This is a genomic window from Epilithonimonas sp. UC225_85 (assembly GCF_042695135.1).
Classification (GTDB): domain Bacteria; phylum Bacteroidota; class Bacteroidia; order Flavobacteriales; family Weeksellaceae; genus Epilithonimonas.
The window spans coordinates 2,499,994-2,514,000 of record NZ_CP170547.1 but is presented as its reverse complement, the minus strand read 5'-3'; the positions used below and the strand labels follow the sequence as shown (position 1 = coordinate 2,514,000).

Below are 14,007 nucleotides of genomic sequence, written 5' to 3'. Positions count from 1 at the left end.
AATTAATTGATTTATTCAGCAACAAAAGAAGCAGGCGAACCTGCTGCTTTTATTTATTTTTTCTTATTTCAAAAGATCCGCTACGTAAGGCATCAAAGCAAGGTGTCTTGCTCTTTTGATAGCTGCAGATACTTTTCTCTGATATTTAAGAGATGTTCCTGTGTATCTTCTTGGTAAGATTTTACCTTGTTCGTTTACAAATTGTAAAAGGAAGTCAGCATCTTTGTAATCTACATGCTTGATTCCGAATTTTTTGAATCTACAATATTTCTTTTCAGATTTTGTATTGATATCAAGTGGAGTAAGAAATTTTACTTCCGATTCGCCTCCGGCAGAGGCTTGTTTTGCCATATCATCTATTGCCATGATTTTAAAATTTTAAAAGGTTAATAATTAAGCTTTAGCAGATTTTACTTTGCTTCTTCTTGTTACTGCGTAATCGATAGCGTGTTTGTCAAGTTTAGTCGTTAAATAACGAATCACTCTCTCGTCACGTTTAAAAGCAGTTTCAAGATCTGCAACCACAGTTCCTTCTCCTTTGAATTCGATTAGTGTGTAAAAACCATTCTTTTTCAATTGAATAGGATAAGCTAATTTCTTAAGTCCCCAATTTTCTTTGGCAACGATTTCGCAATTGTTTGAAGTCAATAGATCTTCAAATTTTTTCACTGCTTCCTCCACCTGAGCATCAGATAGAACGGGAGTTAAAATGAAAACAGTTTCGTAATTGTTCATAATGTTAATTTATTAATTAAAAATTCGAGTTGCAAAAGTACAACTTTTTTCTAAACTACAAATACTTAGCATAAAAAAATCCCGCCAAGTATTGACGGGATTAAATTTAATGTTTAAAAAGATTATTTTTTGATCACTTTCGCAGAAGTAGAAGTTCCATCTTCTAATAACATTGTTACTACGTAAACTCCAGAGCTGAATTTGCTGAAATCGATTTTAGATTTAGCTTCATTCACATCTTTTGTTAATAACTGTTTACCAGTAACATCATAAACTTTAACAGATTTGATTTTGCCTTGAGTTTCGATATTATAGATATCTGTAACCGGATTTGGATAAGCTTTGATACCATTTTTAGAAACATCAGAAACGGCAAGTTGTCCAATATTCAAAGTGTAATCTTCAACTTGTCCGTAAGTAGAAGTTCCACAAGGTGTCAAGTTTGCTCCTAATGAACTATCGTGTAATCTAACTCTCATACGAGTAGCGCCAATAGTTGCAGTTGAAGGAATAGTGATAGATCCTGTCCAAGGAGATTTTTTCAAAGGTGTAACAAGAACTTGCTCGCCTGTATCGTTGAAATCTTTGTCGTTATTCAAATCTATCCAAACCAGAACCTGATCAGTAGCATAAGTAGTACCTGTATAGCTTGCTGTGAAAGTATAAGTTGATCCGGCAGTCACATTCCCAACAACTGATGTGAAATCTTCATATCCTACAGCTACTGCAGTAGAGTTGTTATTGATATTGGCAAAAGTAACATTTGAGATTCTTTCAAAAATTGTACTAACACTGGTCGCACCGGCAATACAATAAGTCGGAGCCATTGTAGTGAATGAATAAACAGTACAGCCAGTTGCAGCACCTGCAGCATTTTTAGCCACTACTTTCCAGTAATAAGTAGATGATGGATCCAAATTGGTTGCTGTATAACTAGTACCAGGAACATTTCCTACAAGCGTTGTCGGATTTGTGTTTTTATCCAGATATACATCGTAGGAATCCACAGAAGCACCAGCAGAAGGAGCCGTCCAGGATAGGGTATTTGTAAGATATGCAAGATTAGTAGCACCATTTGCAGGTGAAGTTAATGTTGCACAATTTGGAGCTACTGTAGGCGGTGCTTTTACCGTCACATCATCAATGGATAAGAAATCCATATCCGTCACATCATGATGTCTGAAAGCAATATAAACCGTTTGCCCTGCAAAACTGCTCAGATCAAGAGATCTGCTATATTGAGTTCCGGCATCTGCGGGATCATCATAGGTCTCAGAAAATTTAACAGGAGAAGCCTCTAATGCTGTTAATGTATTTTGTGTTGAAACATATACTGAGTAATGCTCCAAATCCCATTCTGCTGCTGCTGCCTGAACTTTCCAATACAAATATACCTGGCCAGTAGCCGCTGTCAAATCAATAGGTTTTGAAACGATCCAGTTATCTGGAGTCAATGCCTCACCTGCCTGCCACGATCTTGAAATAAGAGAAACAGGCGTTACCGGATTTCCTCCGCTATCCTGAATTTCAAATAAATCTCCCCATTGGATACCGTCACCATCTTCATCGTAACGAGTCCAGTCTGAGACGTCTTCATCATTGAAGTCATCTGAAAAATAAGTTTGACTAAATCCGAATAGCGGCAAAGTCAAAAATGCTAATTTTAGTAGATTTTTTTTCATAAAATTTAAATTTATTTTTTTGATTCATTTCAAAATTATAAAAAAAAACTAAACAAACGTTAAACTTTTGTAATTTTAACATTAAATAAAATGATATTTTATCAATAATATACCTATTTATCCCGATTGATATCATTTAAGAAATTTAGTTTTAAGACCTCATACAAAGAGTGCCTGCTTACTAAAACAGAAAAAATGGAAGACATCATGCCGGCTAACATCAGATGAAATATTAAAGAATGGCGGTCCGTCATTTCAAGTACCAAAATAGCCGATGTAAAAGGTGCTCTGGTAATTCCTGTAAGAAAAGCAACCATCCCGGCAAGGATCAATACATTGGTTTCGTTATCAGTCAGGTTCATTATGCTGGCAAATACACTTCCTATAGAGGCGCCGGTAGATAAAGCAGGAGCAAATATTCCGCCCGCTCCTCCGGATGTAAAAGCCAAAGCCGGCCCCAACATTCTTAGAATCGGAACATACCACGCTTCTGTTTTATTCTCTGTAAAAAGGACTCTTTCTATAATATCTTTTCCGGACCCGAGAATGTCTCTATTAATAAAATAAGCAATTGATGCTACAATAAGTGCACAAATAACAAGAAAAATGATATTGGACAAGTCTGTTTTCAGTTTTTTCTTCAATCTGTTAATCTTTAGCATTGCAACAGAAAGCTGACTGCTGAGAATGCCGCAAATCCCCGAAACAAATGTAATGGGAAACATAATCCATAAAGTAACGCCGCCTGTTTTCGGATAACCAAGATAAAGGTAAGATCCGGCAAATGACTGGGCGGTAAGTCCCGCAATAATAACAGCCGTGAAAAGTGCCGTTTTAAAATAATTGATATGTGTTTTTGACAACTCTTCTACAGCAAAAACAATCCCGCCCAAAGGTGTATTGAAAGCAGCAGAAAGTCCGGCTGCAGCGCCCGTGAGGATCATATTTTTTTTAGAGATCTTCGGCCACCATTCTGGCAGGAACTCATAGACTTTCCGGAAAACAGATCCGGCAATCTGGATCGTTGGTCCTTCTCGTCCTATTGCGCCGCCACTTGAAACCAAGACGAAACTTGATAAGACCTTAATAATGATTATTCTGAAACTTAATAACTTGTGGATCAAATGATTATCTCTTGGATTTGCCAATTCTACCGCTGCCATTACCTGTGGGATCCCGCTTCCTTTTGCAAAAGGTGCGTATTTTTTCACCAGCCACCAAGAGAGTACGAAACCGATCGGAGCAATAATGAAGATCATCCATAGATGCCAATTCAAAATCTTGTTGAGCGTATGTTCTCCGAATGCAAAAATCTGTGCATACAAAACAGCGAAAAGCCCTGTGATTATAGATCCGATCCAAAATGGAATTGCCTGAAGGAGATTTTCTTTCAATTTTTCGTTATGAATATTATCAAAAGATTTTTTTAAAACTTTTCTGATATATCGGAATATTTTTTTCATATTCAGATTTTCAATGTTTCCGGATTATGAAGACGAATGATCTTTGTGCCTTTTTCCAACAGCTTATAATGTAAATTTAAGGTTTCCTTTTCAACTTCATTTGGTTGTTTGTTCAAAGGTTTGTAAATGAAAGATTTCTTTGAAATCCCTGCTAAAACCGGATATGTTCCGAAACCAATATATTCAAATTCATTGATTATCCTATATTGGTCTTCGACAGTTTTACCAAATCCAAAACCGGGATCAAGAATTATATCCTTGATTCCTTTTTGTTTTAATTCCAATATTTTCTCAGAAAAAAAACGGTTTATCGAAAGGATGATGTCATCAAATTTCAATTTTTCATGCATCGATTCATAATTTGGATTGACGTGCATTAATATATAAGGTAATCCTTTTTCAGCAACGGTATTTAAAAGTTCCGGATCAAATTGTCCTGCCGAGATATCATTCACGATATCAATCCCTTCATCAAAACCAAACTTCACGACTTCAGAATAGAATGTATCCAGTGAAATCAGACTTTCCGGGAATTCTTTTTTGATTAATGAAATGATATTACCAATTCTTCTGATCTCCTCGTCAGAGTTTAGAAATTCTGAATTCGGACGAGTAGACTGAGCACCAATATCAACAATTTTTGCACCATTTTTTAATAAATTTTCAGCTTGTTTTAAAGCTGTTGTTTCGCTATTAAATTTCCCGCCGTCTGAGAAAGAATCAGGTGTCAGATTCAGGATTCCCATCAATTTTGGATTAGAAAGATCTATTAATCTGCCATTGCAATTAATAGAAAAGAACTTTGAATCATTAGAATTTGTAAGAGAAAAACTCATTTAACAAAAGTAAGGATTTTGATCCTGAACTGATAACTCTCAATATACAACTTTCAACTAAATTTGTATCTTTGAACCAATAGATAGATTTATGCCCAACACATCCGCCCAGTTTGACAGCGTTATAGCGATTTGCAGAGACTTATTTCAGAAAAAGATGAAAGATTACGGAACTGCTTGGCGCGTTCTTCGCCCAAGTTCTATTACAGATCAGATTTATATCAAAGTCAGTAGAATTCGTACTTTGCAGATGACCGACGTGAAAATGGTGGACGAAAGTGAAGAAGACGAGTTCATTGCAATCGTGAATTATTCCATCATCGGATTGATACAATTGGAGAAAGGTTTTTCTGATGAACTCAATGCCAATACAGATGAAACTATGGCACTTTATAATTCGTACGCTCAAAAAGCAAAAGAATTAATGGAACGAAAAAACCATGATTATGGCGAGGCCTGGCGGGAAATGAGAATCTCATCCATCACAGATTTAATTTATCAAAAAGTGCTTAGAACCAAACAGATAGAAGATAATCAAGGAAAAACTTTGGTCTCGGAAGGTTTGGATGCCAACTATTTTGATATGCTGAATTATGCGGTTTTTTGTCTGATTAAATTTAAAAACTAATAGCTGAAAAAACTATGAAAACAATTTTACGTTACATTGTAGCCATCATATTTATCGCTTCCGGATTTGTGAAAGCGGTTGATCTTAAAGGATTTTCTTTCAAACTTGAGGAATATTTCTCACCGGTTGTTTTTAATTTGCCGTTTCTGGAAAAATATGCTTTGGCTTTTTCAATCATTGTGGTTTTGCTGGAACTTATTTTAGGTTTTATGCTTTTAATGAAAATTAAACTGAAGCAAACCATCTACGCACTTATTGCACTTTGCATTTTCTTTGGATTTCTGACTTTCTATTCAGCTTATTACAATGTTGTTACAGATTGCGGATGTTTTGGAGATGCTTTGAAATTCACGCCTTGGCAATCGTTCTGGAAAGATATTACGCTTTTGATTTTATTAATTATTCTAGCTTTTCTTTACCGAAAAAGAGAAGAAGATGAAGTAGTTAGATTCGGAAAATTACCATTGTTGGGCGTTTTCGTTTTAATCATGTTATTCGTTATGTTCAGAGGCGTTTTCCACGAGCCCATGATCGATTTCCGGGCTTATGCAATCGGGACAGATCTGGCAGCTGAGAAAGAAAAAATCGCTAAGGATCCTTCAGTATATAAATCTTTTTACTCCCTGAAAAATAGCAAAACCAAGGAAGTTAAAAAAGTAGATCAGGACGAATATATCAATAAAGAATATTGGAAAGACACAAACTGGCAGATAGAAGAAGGAAAAACAACTACGGAGCTAACCAAAAAAGGTTATGAATCCGAAATTTCAAAATTCAAAATCGAGGATGCTAGCGGAAATTCAATAACAGACGAAATCCTGAAAGAACCAAGGGTAATTCTTGTTTTTACCTATAAGCCAAAAGAAGCTGACCTGGAATTAGTGAAAAAAACAGAAACCAAAGCTCTATCAGAAAAAGCTAAAGTTTATGGCGTCAGTACACAGCCAAATTTTTATAAGCAAATTCCAAATTACCTGATGGATGAGATTGCCATCAAAACTATTGCAAGAAGTAATCCTTTTGTGTTAGTTTTGGAAAAAGGAAAAGTAACAGAAAAATTAAGTGCAAAAGATTACTTAGATAAAGAATAATATATATAATGAGAAAATCAAACAAACCTATTGCAGGATATCATTTACTGATGATATTGTCTGCGGCAGATGGAATCATAAAACCTGAAGAAGGACTTAAAATTCAGGAATATCTTGCAGAAGAATTTCCGTTTCGTATCAATCTGGATGACGAATTAGAAGTTATAGCTCAGCTTACAGCAGATCAATGGCAGGAACATTTTGAATTCCATGCCAAATGCTATGAGGAAGACTCCACAGAAACAGAAAGAAAAGATTTCATCCAATTTGCAAAATCACTCATCAAAGCTGATAATAAGGTAACTGATGACGAGCATAAGTTTTATATACTTCTAAAAAACCTTTGGAATTTAAATTAATATAGTAATGAGAAAAAACATTGTTGCAGGAAACTGGAAAATGAACAAAACGTATGCTGAAGCGCAGGAATTGATGGTTCAGCTTTTAGAATACAAAAAAAATAACACGACCAACTGCGAGGTTTTCATCGCACCGCCGGCTTTATACCTTACAGCAGCGAAGGAAGTATTCAAAAATGGGGAAGTGGGCGTTTACGCTCAGGATGTTTCGGAATATGCAAGCGGTGCTTACACAGGCGAGATTTCTGTAGATATGCTGGCTTCCATAGATGCAGACGGAAGTTTGGTTTCACACTCCGAGAGAAGAACCTTCCACGGAGAAACAGACAGCCACGCTAACAGAAAAGTGAAAGCCCTTTTGAACAAAGGCCTCACGCCAATCTATTGTAACGGCGAAAAACTGGAAGAAAGAAAATCCGGAAGACACTTCGAAGTCGTGAAAAACCAAACAGAAACGGCTCTTTTCACTTTATCAGCTGAGGAAATCAAAAAAGTAGTTATTGCTTACGAACCAGTTTGGGCAATCGGAACCGGAGAAACGGCGACTGCTGAACAAGCGCAGGAAGTTCACGCTTATATCAGAAGTTTGATCGCTGACAAATATGGAAAAGAAGTGGCGGACGAAGTTTCTATCCTTTACGGTGGAAGCGTGAAGCCGGACAATGCTAAAGAAATTTTCTCTCAGCCTGATGTGGATGGCGGATTGATTGGCGGCGCAGCGCTTAAAATCGAAGATTTTGCAAAAATTATAGAAGGATTTAATTCTTAATTATAATATCAAGAAGCCATACAGATTTTAGGATTTGTATGGCTTTTATTTAACAAACTAACCATGAAAAAATTAATTACAGCTTTGGCAATTGCTTTTGGTGCATTTTGCTTTTCTCAATCATCATTACCTCAAAGTTCTCCAAAAGGAACTATCATTACAAAAACCAATCAAACTATCGAATTTAAAAACTTGAAATTTGAAAAAGGTAAAATAACTTATATTGATAAAAATACCAATACAGAAGATTTCTTGTATGATAATTCTGTAAAATCTATGTCTTATCAGGATAATGAAGGCAATATGCAAACTTACAAGGCGCAAGATTATGTCGCTGAAGATTTCAAGGGAAGCAATCCCGAACTAAAATCAACAAAGTCAAAAACTGTTTTAAAATTAACATCTGATAGAGAAATTAAAGATTTCCTGATTCAAAACCAAAACCAGGCTTATCTAAGCGGGAAAAGACTAAATAACACAGGAACTGCATTTCTGATTGGTGGAGGCGCCTGCGTTATCATTGGTGCTGCTATCAACCTTTCCTCGGCCGATTCGGTCACGGTTTCTGAATATAATCAAAAATCAGATTCCAAAGGAAGTCCGATTCCTATAATTATTGGACTGGCAGGAATGGGTGTTGGAGCAGTAATGAAAATTTCCGGACACTCTCAAATGAAAAAAGCTGTAGAAGCTTATAAATCAGCGGGAGTTAAGAAAACTACGACTTCATATTATGCATTAGCCGATAACAAAGGTTTAGGTTTGCAGATTAAATTTTAAATTTGATTAAATGAAAATAGAGCATCTTGGTATTGCAGTTAAATCTCTGTCAGATTCAGATAATTTATTTGCCCGACTTTTGGGGAAAACAAATTACAAACAGGAATCTGTAGAAAGGGAAGGCGTTACCACTTCTTTTTATCAAGCTGGAGAAAGCAAAATAGAACTTTTGGAAGCCACAAATCAGGAAAGTCCAATTTCGAAATTCCTGGATAAAAAAGGAGAAGGAATCCATCATATTGCATTTGGAGTAGAAAATATCCAGAATGAGATCGAAAGATTAAAAAAAGAAGGATTTATTTTCATCTCCGAAGAACCGAAAGAAGGTGCTGATAATAAATTAGTTGTCTTCTTACATCCCAAATCTACCAATGGTGTATTGGTAGAATTGTGTCAAGAAAAACCGTAAAAGGTTTTGTAGATAAAGAAATTTTGTTATTTTTGCAGACACAAAATTTAACCAATTTTTTGAGGTCCTATAGCTCAGTTGGTTAGAGTCCCTGACTCATAATCAGGTTGTCCCTGGTTCGAGCCCAGGTGGGACCACTCGCCAAAGAAACCACTCCCACAAAGGTTTCTTTGGCTTTTTAAAAGCTTCAAGAATCTGGTAGCAGATGTTTATTAGTAACATTATTAGTAACATTAACATTCTGCAAATGAAAACAACCAGGAAACGGCTTCCAAGAACTCAATTGAGAAATGGATGCTCAAGAAATCAATTTTTTGTATCTCCTACAAATTACACAACATTAAAATCTAAATCAGATCTTCTTACTGAATGGTATGTTGAGTGTAGATTTTATGATCCCAAATTCATTATTGAAAAACCGAACGGAAAACAATTCCGGAGACGGGTTGATACTACTTTTGAAACTCTTACAGAACGAAAGGCGGCTGTCATAGCTCTAATATCTGAAATGGAAGATGTTTTGGATAATCAGCATTACAATCCGATCACCGAGGTATTTATGCCGGACGAATCCAATTCTTTAAATCCTTCAACTGATTTCAAATCAGCATTAGAGAAAGGAAGATTAAAATTATCCGGATCCGAAAAACATTTGAATGAAGTCAGAATTGCAATCAATCGATTTTGCAAAGGATTAGACGAAATGAAGTACAGTTTTATGAGTATTTCTTCTGTTAAAATTTGGCATATTATAGATACTTTGGAAAACTTAAAGCTAGGACCAAGCTATTATAATAAATTCAGACAATACCTTTCTGATATTTTCAAAGAATTAGTGCAACGCGGGTGCATTGATAACAATCCGGTTAGAGATATATCAAAGAAGAAAATCGATCCTAAAATCCGGGAGTTGATACCGGCTGAAAAATTGAAATATATAGATGTTTTTCTTAAAAATAATCATTACAATTTTTTCAGGTACAAAGAAATTTTTTATAGATCAGGATCCCGGTCATCTGAGATGTTTAGGATTCAGAGAAAACACGTTAATATTGAAGCTCAAGAATATATTATGCAAATTCGAAAAGGAGCATCATATAAATGGGTTACAAAAGCAATTAATATTCAATCATTAAAATATTGGAAAGAAATAATTTCCTTATGTGAATCAGATGATGATTATCTTTTTTCCGTGGATCAGGTTCCCGGAAAGCAGAAAGTATCTGAAAAAAGGATTACGCGCAAATGGTATAAATATGTAAAGAACGGCCCTAATATTAAAGATGAAAAGGGTACAGTGATTATAGTCACTGAAGACTTTTATGCTTTCAAATCTATGTATCTTGATGAATTAGACGCTATTCAGCATTCGGCAAAAGTAATTCCTATCGATTTTAATATTGCTCAGGCAGCAGCTGCTCACACAAGTGACAAAACCACATCAATTTACACTGTCAAGCGAAATCAAAGGCAATTAGATTATTTGAAAAATGTACAAACAGGATAAATAATAAAAGCCAGCGTGGGAGATGTATAAAAAATTATTTTATATTTTAGTAGGGTGAAAATTCAGGGTGAAATATTAAAAGTACAAGATCTGGAAGTTTTTTCGAGTGGAAAAAGAAAGCAATCTATTGTAATCGGAACTTACGAAAGTCCACAACGGGAATTTGAAATCCATTTCTATGATGAAAATATATACCAGCTCGAAAAACTAAATATGAGAGACCACGTAATCATTCAATTTACGCTGAACTCAGAAGTTTTTGAAGATGATTCCGGAAAGAGTTATTTTACCCACATGATTGGCATTAAAATTTTGGAATACAAAAGGTTTCATTAATAAAAAAGCGAGACATTAACATCTCGCTTTTATTTATTTATTTTGTCTAACTATTTCGTCTTTAATTTTTGTGTGTCCTACTTCAAATAAATGTAAGAAATCAGACGAATAGCCGCCGCCAGTCTGCATATTATTGTAAGTTAGTCCGGCATCCCTATTTATGTCAATTACCTGAACTCCGAAAATTCTCGCCATTTTGTAGATTGCATCAATATACTCATCTAAGTATTTACCTGTTGTTGCATTTTGCGGTCTTACTCCCAGATCACCTCGCGGCGGTGGTGTCAGGTGAATTATTTTTGCGTTTTTATATCTCGCAGTGACACCACTATACAAATAATATAAAGCTCCGTAAAAGGTTGTTTTATCGGTGTCCATAAACGTTCCCAGCGGAATATTTCTTGCACCAAAATCATTTGTACCACCAAAAATAAAATATATCTGAGTATTCAATGGAGCCAACTGCCATCTTGCATCGGTAACGAATGAATTAAAACCTGATTTTTCAGCAATTGGAGTTCCAGAAACGGCACTTACAGTAAAGTTCATATTGTAAGTATCGCGCATAATTCCCCACCATAATTGGCTTGTTTGCGTTAAACCTCCGTAGTCTAATGTAGATAGCGAGTCACCTAATACAAATGCAATTTTCCCATATAACCAACCCAATAATTTATTATACAAATCATTTACTATTGATGATGCCGAATATTCCTGAACATCAGAAAATAAAGATGATCCTTCTGTAATTGCGGTTCCACTCGCATTGAATCCGACAAGGCCAAAAGCTTTTACATTTAAACTTGCTCCAGTTGCAGTATTAAGATTGATTGTAGTTACAATTATGCTGTTTTCGTAGATGATCAAGAAATTATTGATTCTTACTATTTCAATTGTAGCTCCTAATGTTAAGCTGGTAGTTCCGCCGGTCACAACAGTGGTAAATGTGTCGGCTGATACATTGACGTTAATAATCCTCCCTAATGTTGAGTTTGCAATTCCAAGACAGCAAATATTGTTATAGTCGTTATAACCGATCATAATCCAATCCCTGCTGTGAGAATATTTGAATTTGATTCTTTCGGCGGTTGAAATAATTCGATAATCCCAGATTCCAGTTATTCCGGAAACAGTAATAATTTTATTATTTAAAGTCCAATTCCATTTAGATCCGCCACCGGAAAAAAGAGCTAGGTCTTTGTAAGTATTAGTTATGATTTCACCTGGTGCGCCGGTTGCGCCCGTAGGACCAATAGGTCCTATCAAACCAGTATCGCCCTTTATACCTTGGATACCCTGATTTCCTGCGTCACCTTTGTCTCCCTTGACTCCTTGATCACCTTTTGGTCCTTGTAAACCAGTATCTCCTTTTTCTCCTGGAACGCCTTGCGGTCCTGTAGGTCCGGTCAATCCAATAGGTCCTTGCGGTCCGGTACTTCCCGTATCGCCTTTTGCCCCGCTAGTCCCAGTGTTGCCTGTATCACCTTTTGGTCCTTTTAAAGCTAGTAGCTGATCTGCAGTAAAATCAGAATAAACAAATGGATCTCCTTTGTCTCCTTTTGGTCCTTGCGTGCCATCGCCAATATTTAAAACAGTCTCTGAATATTCAAAATTGACAACGGTATCACCATCATTAACAGTAATATTTATTGTCTCGGATTCTTTTGAACAATTGCAATCCGTAGGATCATCAGTTATTTTATATTTTCCACGAAGTAACAGCTTGTTTTTGCCATTGTGAATCCTGATAATTTCGTACTTATATTCTTTTGACTGGATAGAAAATTCTGGAAAGAAAATAGTATTTTCATTCTCAAATTCTCCAGTAATATCCTTCCTTAAAGTTCGACTAGATTCTAAGTAAATATTTAGTTTGAAAGTATCTGAAGATATATCAGAATCAAATACAAGTCTTGGAGAACTGTATGAATTCTGAGTCAATCGGCAAATATCTAATTTGAATGCATCACAATTCATAATTTAAAATTTATCCCATTGAAAATGCATCCAATCATAATTCTTTTCACGGCCTAATGAAATAAAACCGTGTTTGTAGAATATATCAATCATTTCTTTGTATTCAGGCCGCGCAAAACGGGCCGTCTTGGAAGTTTCCTTTAGTTGGTTTCGTTCCGGATCCAGATCAATTGCCAAACCCCACGCGTGAACGGAATAATTTGTGCCGCCGCGCTGCTGTCTGAAATTAAAACAACCTCCAAAAAGATCTATTCCTAATTCTTTGATTTTTTCGTAGCCGTACGCCTTCAGGATATCGGCAAAAACATTTTTCAAAGGTTCGGCAATTGCTTTATTGCATGTAATCTTTTTTACAAGCGTTTTTTTATCCCAGGCAATGCGCATAGGAAATGGTAAATCAATCTGTGTAAGGTAGCCAGTTCCGTTATGAGTTGGTACACCATATTTTAAAATGTATTGTGATGTATTTTTCATTTTTTGATGAAATATTTAATTAGTGGAATTGTGATCAGACCTAACAAATAAATTAAAATATATAACCACCAAGAACTTCTTTCAGATTTCAAGTCCGTAGATTTATAAGTTGTAATGGTTTGATATCTTTTCTCAGATTTATAAGTCGTCTTAGTTGCTAAGATCAAATATGTTTTTGTAATGGTTTTGAGTATCAATTTTGCTTCTCTATCTGAAAAGTCAAGGTTTGCGTCACCTGCGAAAACAACGCCGTTATATTGAAGCGTGTAAGGTTTTCCGGTGCTGTTTATTTTTAATCCTGATTGTTTCAGAAATTGTGACAGATCTGTTTTTGCTTCTGCAGAACTTTTCACGGAAATATTTTCTGATTGAGTAATTTTCTCAGATCCAGAAACATTTATTTTTTCCTTTTCGGTCTGCTTGGTTCGGGTTCCGCAAGCAAGCAAACTGGCGCTAAGTACTATGATTATTATTTTATTCATTATTATCTATTTTTTTATATCCTAACGTTTTGAAAATATTTGAAACCAATTCTTTGAATGTTGCAATCACAAAGGCTTTTCCGTCTTTTGTCATAAACAACCAATCTGCAATATCTTTCGCAACGATTATCGAAACAGCAAACGGCAGGAAAAATATCCCTAATGGCCATTTATAGTGCAACGCCAATTCATAAAGCGAAATAGTGCTTAATACAGTCAGAACAAAAATCCCTACCCAATCCATAAATTTCGGATCATTCACCGTCTTATTTTTATAAATAAGATACATCCTGAACAGATAAGCGGATAATGCCAGAATTATGATAATCCAATCATTAGACGAATATGGCCAGTTGAGAAGTCCATCAACGAGTTTGATTTCTTTTACCGGCATTTTCGATTCTTTTTTTTATGTTTCTGTAATTTTTTGCCTGATAGCATCGTATGGCTTTCCTTATTGATACTTTACACATCCGGTA

At 35.6% G+C, this 14,007-nt stretch carries 17 protein-coding genes and 1 tRNA gene; 9 read left to right on the top strand and 9 right to left on the bottom strand.

Annotated elements, in window-relative coordinates; all coding sequences use genetic code 11:
• Window positions 1–63: 63 nt before the first annotated feature.
• The 5 genes from rpsR to folP all read right to left on the bottom strand — a co-directional run bounded on the left by rpsR (window position 64) and on the right by folP (window position 4,716).
• On the bottom strand, window positions 64–366 hold the full coding sequence (rpsR, locus tag ACFJGY_RS11585) for a 30S ribosomal protein S18 (RefSeq protein ID WP_027382072.1): 303 nt from the start codon (window positions 364–366) through the stop codon (window positions 64–66).
• 27 nt (window positions 367–393) lie between these two features.
• Window positions 394–735, bottom strand: coding sequence for a 30S ribosomal protein S6 (rpsF, locus tag ACFJGY_RS11580; RefSeq protein WP_379964056.1), 342 nt, complete (start codon window positions 733–735; stop codon window positions 394–396).
• A gap of 122 nt (window positions 736–857) precedes the next feature.
• Window positions 858–2,417: a GEVED domain-containing protein gene (locus ACFJGY_RS11575; protein ID WP_379964054.1), complete on the bottom strand. Its 1,560-nt coding sequence runs from the start codon at window positions 2,415–2,417 to the stop codon at window positions 858–860.
• A gap of 113 nt (window positions 2,418–2,530) precedes the next feature.
• Entirely contained in the window at window positions 2,531–3,880 is a 1,350-nt protein-coding gene (locus tag ACFJGY_RS11570) for a chloride channel protein (RefSeq protein ID WP_379964052.1), read from the bottom strand.
• 2 nt (window positions 3,881–3,882) lie between these two features.
• Window positions 3,883–4,716 (bottom strand): dihydropteroate synthase, encoded by an 834-nt coding sequence (gene folP / locus ACFJGY_RS11565; protein WP_379964050.1) that lies wholly within the window; start codon window positions 4,714–4,716, stop codon window positions 3,883–3,885.
• 91 nt (window positions 4,717–4,807) lie between these two features.
• On the opposite strand from folP, the gene ACFJGY_RS11560 reads away from it, so the two are divergent.
• The 9 genes from ACFJGY_RS11560 (at window position 4,808) to ACFJGY_RS11520 (ending at window position 10,595) form a co-directional block, all read left to right on the top strand.
• The gene (locus tag ACFJGY_RS11560; RefSeq protein ID WP_379964048.1) at window positions 4,808–5,344 is read left to right on the top strand and encodes a DUF1599 domain-containing protein; all 537 of its coding nucleotides are present in this window, start codon (window positions 4,808–4,810) and stop codon (window positions 5,342–5,344) included.
• 14 nt (window positions 5,345–5,358) lie between these two features.
• Window positions 5,359–6,435, top strand: coding sequence for a BT_3928 family protein (locus ACFJGY_RS11555; protein WP_379964046.1), 1,077 nt, complete (start codon window positions 5,359–5,361; stop codon window positions 6,433–6,435).
• Window positions 6,436–6,443: 8 nt separating this feature from the next.
• Window positions 6,444–6,794 (top strand): TerB family tellurite resistance protein, encoded by a 351-nt coding sequence (locus tag ACFJGY_RS11550; RefSeq protein ID WP_379964044.1) that lies wholly within the window; start codon window positions 6,444–6,446, stop codon window positions 6,792–6,794.
• A gap of 7 nt (window positions 6,795–6,801) precedes the next feature.
• Window positions 6,802–7,563: a triose-phosphate isomerase gene (gene tpiA, locus ACFJGY_RS11545; protein ID WP_379964042.1), complete on the top strand. Its 762-nt coding sequence runs from the start codon at window positions 6,802–6,804 to the stop codon at window positions 7,561–7,563.
• 63 nt (window positions 7,564–7,626) lie between these two features.
• On the top strand, window positions 7,627–8,343 hold the full coding sequence (locus tag ACFJGY_RS11540; RefSeq protein ID WP_379964040.1) for a hypothetical protein: 717 nt from the start codon (window positions 7,627–7,629) through the stop codon (window positions 8,341–8,343).
• A gap of 10 nt (window positions 8,344–8,353) precedes the next feature.
• Window positions 8,354–8,752, top strand: coding sequence for a methylmalonyl-CoA epimerase (gene mce / locus ACFJGY_RS11535; protein WP_379964038.1), 399 nt, complete (start codon window positions 8,354–8,356; stop codon window positions 8,750–8,752).
• A gap of 63 nt (window positions 8,753–8,815) precedes the next feature.
• Window positions 8,816–8,889 (top strand) — tRNA-Ile (locus ACFJGY_RS11530).
• A 110-nt stretch (window positions 8,890–8,999) separates the two neighbouring features.
• Entirely contained in the window at window positions 9,000–10,259 is a 1,260-nt protein-coding gene (locus ACFJGY_RS11525; RefSeq protein ID WP_379964035.1) for a hypothetical protein, read from the top strand.
• 54 nt (window positions 10,260–10,313) lie between these two features.
• A complete protein-coding gene (locus ACFJGY_RS11520) occupies window positions 10,314–10,595 on the top strand; it encodes a DUF3127 domain-containing protein (RefSeq protein ID WP_379964033.1) in 282 nt (93 codons plus the stop codon).
• A 33-nt stretch (window positions 10,596–10,628) separates the two neighbouring features.
• On the opposite strand, the gene ACFJGY_RS11515 is transcribed toward ACFJGY_RS11520, so the two are convergent.
• The 4 genes from ACFJGY_RS11515 to ACFJGY_RS11500 are packed head-to-tail and all read right to left on the bottom strand — an operon-like array spanning window position 10,629 to window position 13,922.
• Window positions 10,629–12,572, bottom strand: coding sequence for a GDSL-type esterase/lipase family protein (locus ACFJGY_RS11515; protein ID WP_379964031.1), 1,944 nt, complete (start codon window positions 12,570–12,572; stop codon window positions 10,629–10,631).
• 3 nt (window positions 12,573–12,575) lie between these two features.
• Window positions 12,576–13,046, bottom strand: a complete 471-nt coding sequence (locus ACFJGY_RS11510; protein ID WP_379964029.1) for a M15 family metallopeptidase — start codon at window positions 13,044–13,046, stop codon at window positions 12,576–12,578.
• The gene (locus tag ACFJGY_RS11505; RefSeq protein WP_379964027.1) at window positions 13,043–13,528 is read right to left on the bottom strand and encodes a hypothetical protein; all 486 of its coding nucleotides are present in this window, start codon (window positions 13,526–13,528) and stop codon (window positions 13,043–13,045) included. The genes ACFJGY_RS11510 and ACFJGY_RS11505 overlap by 4 nt, the downstream gene beginning before the upstream one ends.
• A complete protein-coding gene (locus ACFJGY_RS11500; RefSeq protein WP_379964025.1) occupies window positions 13,521–13,922 on the bottom strand; it encodes a hypothetical protein in 402 nt (133 codons plus the stop codon). Before ACFJGY_RS11500 ends, ACFJGY_RS11505 begins: the two co-directional genes overlap by 8 nt.
• Between the last annotated feature and the right edge of the window lie 85 nt (window positions 13,923–14,007).